General features: G+C 47.4%; 9 protein-coding genes. 5 read left to right on the top strand and 4 right to left on the bottom strand.

Annotation, left to right across the window (positions count from 1 at the left end; all coding sequences use genetic code 11):
• Window positions 1–119: 119 nt before the first annotated feature.
• Together BS639_RS16315 and BS639_RS16310 are read right to left on the bottom strand one after the other, a co-directional pair.
• The gene (locus BS639_RS16315) at window positions 120–1,538 is read right to left on the bottom strand and encodes an MFS transporter (protein WP_407690311.1); all 1,419 of its coding nucleotides are present in this window, start codon (window positions 1,536–1,538) and stop codon (window positions 120–122) included.
• A gap of 386 nt (window positions 1,539–1,924) precedes the next feature.
• On the bottom strand, window positions 1,925–2,197 hold the full coding sequence (locus BS639_RS16310) for a hypothetical protein (RefSeq protein WP_055782993.1): 273 nt from the start codon (window positions 2,195–2,197) through the stop codon (window positions 1,925–1,927).
• Window positions 2,198–2,433: 236 nt separating this feature from the next.
• On the opposite strand from BS639_RS16310, the gene BS639_RS16305 reads away from it, so the two are divergent.
• Both BS639_RS16305 and deoR read left to right on the top strand, forming a co-directional pair.
• A complete protein-coding gene (locus BS639_RS16305; protein WP_084983638.1) occupies window positions 2,434–3,093 on the top strand; it encodes a metallophosphoesterase in 660 nt (219 codons plus the stop codon).
• 69 nt (window positions 3,094–3,162) lie between these two features.
• A complete protein-coding gene (gene deoR, locus BS639_RS16300) occupies window positions 3,163–3,930 on the top strand; it encodes a DNA-binding transcriptional repressor DeoR (protein WP_055782996.1) in 768 nt (255 codons plus the stop codon).
• 131 nt (window positions 3,931–4,061) lie between these two features.
• Here deoR and BS639_RS16295 read toward each other — a convergent pair whose 3' ends face one another.
• Window positions 4,062–4,532, bottom strand: a complete 471-nt coding sequence (locus tag BS639_RS16295; RefSeq protein WP_055783757.1) for a GyrI-like domain-containing protein — start codon at window positions 4,530–4,532, stop codon at window positions 4,062–4,064.
• Window positions 4,533–4,698: 166 nt separating this feature from the next.
• Between BS639_RS16295 and BS639_RS16290 the strand changes: the two genes are divergently transcribed.
• From BS639_RS16290 to BS639_RS16280, 3 genes are all read left to right on the top strand, one after another.
• Window positions 4,699–5,202 carry a YlaC family protein gene (locus BS639_RS16290; RefSeq protein WP_084983637.1) on the top strand — a complete coding sequence of 168 codons (504 nt, stop codon included), beginning with the start codon at window positions 4,699–4,701 and terminating at the stop codon, window positions 5,200–5,202.
• Between the two features lie 143 nt (window positions 5,203–5,345).
• A complete protein-coding gene (locus tag BS639_RS16285; RefSeq protein WP_084983636.1) occupies window positions 5,346–5,624 on the top strand; it encodes a hypothetical protein in 279 nt (92 codons plus the stop codon).
• A 53-nt stretch (window positions 5,625–5,677) separates the two neighbouring features.
• Window positions 5,678–5,938, top strand: coding sequence for a hypothetical protein (locus BS639_RS16280; RefSeq protein WP_055783005.1), 261 nt, complete (start codon window positions 5,678–5,680; stop codon window positions 5,936–5,938).
• 55 nt (window positions 5,939–5,993) lie between these two features.
• Here BS639_RS16280 and BS639_RS16275 read toward each other — a convergent pair whose 3' ends face one another.
• Window positions 5,994–6,206 carry a YccJ family protein gene (locus BS639_RS16275; RefSeq protein ID WP_055783008.1) on the bottom strand — a complete coding sequence of 71 codons (213 nt, stop codon included), beginning with the start codon at window positions 6,204–6,206 and terminating at the stop codon, window positions 5,994–5,996.
• Window positions 6,207–6,282 lie beyond the last annotated feature (76 nt).

The following is a 6,282-nucleotide window of genomic DNA, read 5'->3' as shown; positions in this document are numbered from 1 at the left end:
TATTTATATAATATTCGCATGTGGCTCTATTCGTCCGAACGTTGGCCCGCGCTATAATCATTAACTGAAATTTGCTGCGGGCCACACAAGCCGTGGGCCGCAGCAGCGTTCACTCTTAATTAGATATTTTCCAGCTCAATGTCTTTCGTCTTGGGACCCAAAATCGAAATCACCAACACCACAATGACCATACTCGCCACAATAAAACTCAGTACACCAACATTGCCGGTATATTGTAAAAATAGACCGATTATGATGCTGCTGAACACTGTGGAAAGGCGGCTGAACGAATAGCAAAAGCCGACGGCGGTTACGCGAATTCGCGTTGGGAATATTTCGGTTTGGTAAGAGTGGAAGCTGTAGGTCATCCACGCATTGCAGTAGCTCACCATAAATCCGCAGAAAATCATTCCCAGTGGACTGCGCTGAAAGCCAAACAGTGCGCCGAAAATAACGACGCCCAGTGCACCGGCCACTACCTGCCATTTTATCTCGAATTTATCGGCATACAGCACTGAAATCAGGCAGCCAAGGGGAAAGCCGAGAGTGATAATTATCGAGTAAGAAAGGCTGTGGGTGAAACTGCTGCCTTGTCCAGCCAGCAGGGCAGGGAGCCAGTTTCCGAAGCCGAAGAAGCCGATGGCCTGAAATATATTGAAAATCATCAGCATGATGGTGCGTGAGCGAAACTGTGGGGTCCAGATTTCCTTGAAACGTCCGCGACGCTCAAACTGCTCTTCATCATTGAGCGTCACCAATTGCGTTAAACGTTCAACTTTTCCTACCCCACACTGCTTTTCAAGCGCCTCGAGCACGGCCTGGGCTTTATCAGGCTGACCCTGCTGCATTAGCCAGCGCGGGGACTCCGGCAGTTTTTTTCGCACTATCCAGATAAACAGCGAGAACACCACGCTAACTAATAGCACATAGCGCCAGCCGGTTAAGCCGAACCACGTGTGGGGAACGAACCACCACGAGATCAACGCAACCGCAGGGACCGACATAAATTGTATAAAGAAAGAGAAGGCAAAAGCTTTGCTGCGCAGGCGCGTGGGCACCATCTCGACTAAATAAGTGTCAATAGTCACCAGCTCAATACCAAGGCCAACGCCGACCAGAAAGCGCAGAAAAATAATCCATTCCGCCTGATTCTGGAACACAATCAGCAGCGTAAAGAAGCTGTACCAAAGCAGCGCGAACATAAACGTCAGGCGACGGCCAAACTTGTCGGCCAGCGGGCTGAGTAGGCTGGTACCGATAAACAGACCGAGGAAAGTTGAGGAGGCGAAAGCAGCCTGATCGGAAATGCCAAACACCCCATTGCTGCCGGTGTGAAAAATGCCTTCAGCGATTAGCCCTGGGCTGATATAAGCCGTTTGAAAGAGGTCGTAAAGTTCAAAAAAACCACCGATTGCCAATAATATTATAAAGCGCCACAGTCCCGGTGATGAAGGCAGGGCGTCTATTCTGGTGATCAGTTCGGGCGCCGTCATGGCCGCTGACTGATTCGATAAAGACGATGCGTGTGCGAATTCCATAAGTCCCATTACCCGTTGAAAAAACCTTATCATGCTAAGGGGTTATCACCGGATTTAAATTCGGAATAAGATTTCAAGATGTAAAATAATAGAGTATTTCACTAATTTTTTACGTATCAAGAGATAATTCGCTTCACTGCTCTTTCTGGATCTTGACGCCGAGATGTCGATTTTGAGTGCAAAACTTATTCAATAAATTTTAAAATAAAGTTTAAGCATCGCGCGATAGCGCTCAGGTGCCGATCTGAATCTTAAATAATTTTTTTTGTGCTTAAGGGGTAAAATATCTGGGAAGCAATGCCGCTTAATGATGGCTACTGGACGAAAGAAACTGGAAGGAAAGTGACAGCAAGGGGATAAAACAGCCCCGAAGGGCGTTTATAGGGTTAAAAATCACCCGCAGGTTCTGGATTACTGATCGCCTTAAGGGATAAAGGCAAATGGTAATTCGGTTGACTCGAGAAAAAGGCTTGCAGGGCAACGCGCTTTGTTCGGTCGATAGCAATTTCTTGCATGGTTTTGCGGAAAATACTGTAACGTCCACAGGTAGTACAGGTGACGTTGACCACTTTTTCAGTCAGGTTGAGTGAAGTTTTGGTCTTGATTGTACTTTGGCATAATGGACACTCGTCTGGAGTGTTAACTGCGATGGAGCTCATAAAACCTCCGGTCTTATTTGGGCCAGCGCGTAGTATAGCGCAAAAAGCGGTCAACCCCTTAGCGCTAATTGTTTAAAAGGCGATCTAATTGGATCTTGCTGCTTTAATAGGGAGTTTTTATGGGTTTTCTGCTACTGCCGGCTCTGTTAATGGTGATCCTGATACCGTTTTGCGCATTTTTGAACAAACGTTTGGCAAGTTTTCGGCACTTTAAAGACACAGGATGGGGCAACGTGATGTCTGATAGAGCAAAATACCAACGTATTGACGGCAGCCAGTATCGACGAGTTTTTGTTGTCGGCGACATACACGGCTGCTTGCAACAGCTTAATCAGGCACTTTCTGCCCAGCATTTTTGTGAAAATGAGGACTTGCTGCTCTCCGTTGGCGACCTTATTGATCGGGGTGAAGACAGCCTGAGTTGCTTGGCGCTTATCAATCAGCCGTGGTTCGCCTGCGTGCGAGGTAACCACGAGCAGATGGCTATTGAGGCCGTGCGCGGTCAAAACGTCGAGCGTTGGTTGAGAAATGGTGGGGACTGGTTTTATAAACTGACTTCTGCGGATGAAGCGCGGGCAAGAGAATTGATTACCCAAGCTGAGCAGTTGCCGCACATTATTGAAATTGACACGCGCGAAGGCCTCACGGTGATTGCGCACGCTGATTATCCGTTGACTCATTATAGTAGCGGTCAAGCGGTTGATGCCTATGAGGTTATCTGGAGTCGGCAGCGTCTTGAGGATTCCAAGGCAGGAAGTGTTCAGCCCATCGACGGCGCTCAACGTTTTTTCTTTGGTCACACGCCGGTAGAAAATGTTCAGCAATTCGCCAATCAATTTTATATTGATACCGGTGCTGTTTTTGAAGGCAAGCTGACCCTGTTACAAATTCAATGATATTATCCGCTTAGTACGTATCATCGCCGTGTATTCTGATACGGATTTTACCCTCCTCGAGAGTTGAAAATGGAAAATAAGCGTGAAGATCGGCTGCAACGACTGCTGCATGCTCTGAAAAAAGCGGACAAAATCCACCTTAATGAGGCGGCCCAGCTGCTCGACGTTTCACAAATGACTGTTCGCCGTGACCTGAACGGCACCGCCTCGCCGCTAATTTTATTAGGGGGATATATTGTTATCGACCCGAAAAATAGTCCTGCGACGCACTATTTTGTCAGCGAGCAGAAAATGCGTCAGACGGCAGAAAAGCGGCGTCTTGGGAAACAGGCGGCGATGCTTGTCAATGATGACGATCTGGTCTTTTTTGACTGCGGAACGACGACGCCCTATATCATTGAAAACATCCCCGATGAACGAACTTTTACTGCCATTTGCTACTCCTTTAACACGTTCTTGGCCCTGCAGGATAAACCAAACTGTGAAGTCATTATGTGTGGCGGTAAATATCGGGCGAGCAACAGTATTTTCATCCCTTTTGGGAAAAGCAGCAGCGAACTTAATAACACGCTACCCGATAAAGCCTTTATTTCGGCGGCGGGCGTGAGCCTGGAATACGGGGTTAGCTGTTTTAATTTCGACGAGCTTCTCATGAAGCATCAGGCTTTGCAGTGCGCGCGCGAAAAGATTTTGGTGGTCGACAGCAGTAAGTTTGGGAAAGTCAGGCCTGCTTCTATTGCGCCGCTGAGCGAGTTTTCTACGCTGGTTACCGACACAGCACCTGACAAGTCTTTTGTGGATTACTGCCGAGAGTCAAATGTTGGCCTGATTTATTGAACATTCGATTTATTTAATACTCGAAGCATTAAATGTTTATTTATAACAATAAGATAACTCGCCCGTTGTTGTTTTAAATTAAATATCTAAACAACATCGGGCGTATGTTTTACAGACTAAGCGGGTGAAAATTAGCGGATAGTGGCAATTTTTTCTACGGATTGATAAAGCACAACTTCAAACATGCCGGTTTGTCGGCCGTCGTTGAGATACTCCTCGTAGCATGCCCGACCATCCGGGCGGTAACCGCTGTTGGCGATGTGTAGATTAAAGAAATCGGTCCAGGCTTGGGCGAAATTATCGTCGTCGACGGTGGTGTGAAACGCCGCGTAGGTGCCGGCTGGCAGGGTTTGCAGAGTGATTCCTTCAGCGGTGCTGTCTACCTTAAAGTCCTCAGCTACGCTGACAGAGGAGTCTGCACGACACTCTTGGGGTGCGGTAGTGTTGGGATTATCCCAAAAAATCGTCAACCACTCTCCCTCACCCAGCTTGTGTTCTTGCGCCCACGGCATCAGTTGTTCAAATCCTTGTTTAACGCTTGTTTCATAGGGGCCGATGACCCGATAGCTGGCAACGGTTTTTGCAGGTTTTTCTAAAATCATAAACGGCACGATGCATTCCTCATCTTCAGTGAGTTAAGTGATAACTGCGCGTCCTATAACAGATGGTCTGATAAAAGATGTTAACTGCTCTACGTGCTATAACAGTGTGCGTGTTAATATCTTGGTATCAAATTGCAGTATAGTCCTGACTGTAGTGAGGTTATCAATGGATGTCGTTAAAAGTATTCTGAATAGTGAGATCGAACGCATTAATCGTACAGAGGGCCGAGACGGTAAGGCGAGACTTAACGTTGAGTTCTTCGTTAACCATCCTTGGCTGTGTCTTGCGATGCTTGTCGGATACATTGCCGTGGGTATTGTGATGTACGCTTCACCCTATATGGGCCTTGGCTGGTTTGCAGGTTTCACGGTATTTTTGCTGTTTATGGCGGCAATGCTGCTGCTGGAAATCAAGCCGACCTACCGTTATGAGGACATTGGCGTGTTGGATCTGCGAGTCTGTTACAACGGGGAATGGTTTTTCAGTCGTGAAATTTCATCCGAGGCCGTGTCAACCCTGCTCAGCAGCGGTGCGGTGGACAACCGGTTTAAAACGCACGTTAAAAGTATTGTCGAGCATAAAGGCAGTATTGATTTTTATGACGTTTACGACCTGGCGCGTCGCTATGAACCGCCGACTAAAGCCAGCGGTACTGTGCAAGTTGCCTGATTATTATCTGATAAAAGTGCAACAAGCTTTGTTCATGCTATGACTCTTCCACTTCGGCTCTGATAAACTGTTGGTTATGTACTAGGCAATGAAAAGTACGCAAAGAGATGATAAAATTCTTTTTGCAATCATCAGGAGCCGTCGTGGAACGCATCAAACTTTCTATTCATCACTTACATATGTGGGTTGCGGGCGAGAAGCAAGACGCTCAGGCAACGGCGCGTATTTATGCCGGTGATACACTCATTGTGGTCGAAACAATGCAAGGCCAGGCAGCATGGTATGACCGATTCATTCAGTCAGCGGATGATAATGGTCAGCCTTTGCGGGTAGAGTGGGAATGTGACGGTGAGGCCAGTATGACGGTTTCCCGCGTTGAGGTCTGTTCCTGCTGTGGTGGTGATGAGAGTTTGCACGTTTAATCGCGAAGTCTGCTGCAGCAGGCAATGCGTATGAGTCGTTTCAGGAGCGAAATATGAAATTTCTGAATAATGAATTTGAGTATCGGAACTGGATTATACAGGAAATCTTTCAGGCTACGCCGGTAGGGGAATCTACCGATTTTGCCGAGCAGGAAATCGATGATTTTATCTTCGACGCCCGTCCTGTCGCTTATCCTTGTATCGCCGTCATGATACAGACGCCGAGCCAGCCGGGGGTGTGTGAGCCCCGTTTCGTTTATAAAGAGCAGGTATTCGAATGGGCTCATCAGATGGGATTTGGGTTCGATAGCTGAGCCCCGGAAAGCTTCCAGGGCCTGTAGGTCACAACCGGCCTGTGTTAACGGCTATTCAGACGTTTTTGCGATCTATTTTCTCTTCGCCCCAAAACAGGTAGTCCTCTTTGGTTTTAGCGAAAGCCACGGGTAATACCTCGTCGTTGCCTTCCTCCCAGATTTTCTGGGCCAGAACCTCGTCGTTTTTTGCCAGTTCGAAAATAGCCTCAGCAATCTCATGAGAGGTCTCGCGGGTGTTTGCCCAAGCTTTAATATTTGAACTTGTCATTTCTGTCTCCTTTGTTTTGGCTCTCCTTAACTATGGTTGCTGGAATGCCGGGACGCAAATTCACTCGTCTAAAGCT

It is taken from the genome of Rouxiella silvae (assembly GCF_002093625.1).
Lineage (GTDB): Bacteria > Pseudomonadota > Gammaproteobacteria > Enterobacterales > Enterobacteriaceae > Rouxiella > Rouxiella silvae.
Note: the sequence above shows the minus strand (reverse complement) of the source record. Positions and strands in the feature narration are given on the sequence as shown.

Excerpts from the sequence above, each read along its gene's own strand:
- BS639_RS16315 (WP_407690311.1), bottom strand. The coding sequence starts at position 1,538 with ATGGAATTCGCACACGCATCGTCTTTATCGAATCAGTCAGCGGCCATG.
- BS639_RS16310 (WP_055782993.1), bottom strand. The coding sequence starts at position 2,197 with ATGAGCTCCATCGCAGTTAACACTCCAGACGAGTGTCCATTATGCCAA.
- BS639_RS16305 (WP_084983638.1), top strand. The coding sequence starts at position 2,434 with ATGTCTGATAGAGCAAAATACCAACGTATTGACGGCAGCCAGTATCGA.
- deoR (WP_055782996.1), top strand. The coding sequence starts at position 3,163 with ATGGAAAATAAGCGTGAAGATCGGCTGCAACGACTGCTGCATGCTCTG.
- BS639_RS16295 (WP_055783757.1), bottom strand. The coding sequence starts at position 4,532 with ATGATTTTAGAAAAACCTGCAAAAACCGTTGCCAGCTATCGGGTCATC.
- BS639_RS16290 (WP_084983637.1), top strand. The coding sequence starts at position 4,699 with ATGGATGTCGTTAAAAGTATTCTGAATAGTGAGATCGAACGCATTAAT.
- BS639_RS16280 (WP_055783005.1), top strand. The coding sequence starts at position 5,678 with ATGAAATTTCTGAATAATGAATTTGAGTATCGGAACTGGATTATACAG.
- BS639_RS16275 (WP_055783008.1), bottom strand. The coding sequence starts at position 6,206 with ATGACAAGTTCAAATATTAAAGCTTGGGCAAACACCCGCGAGACCTCT.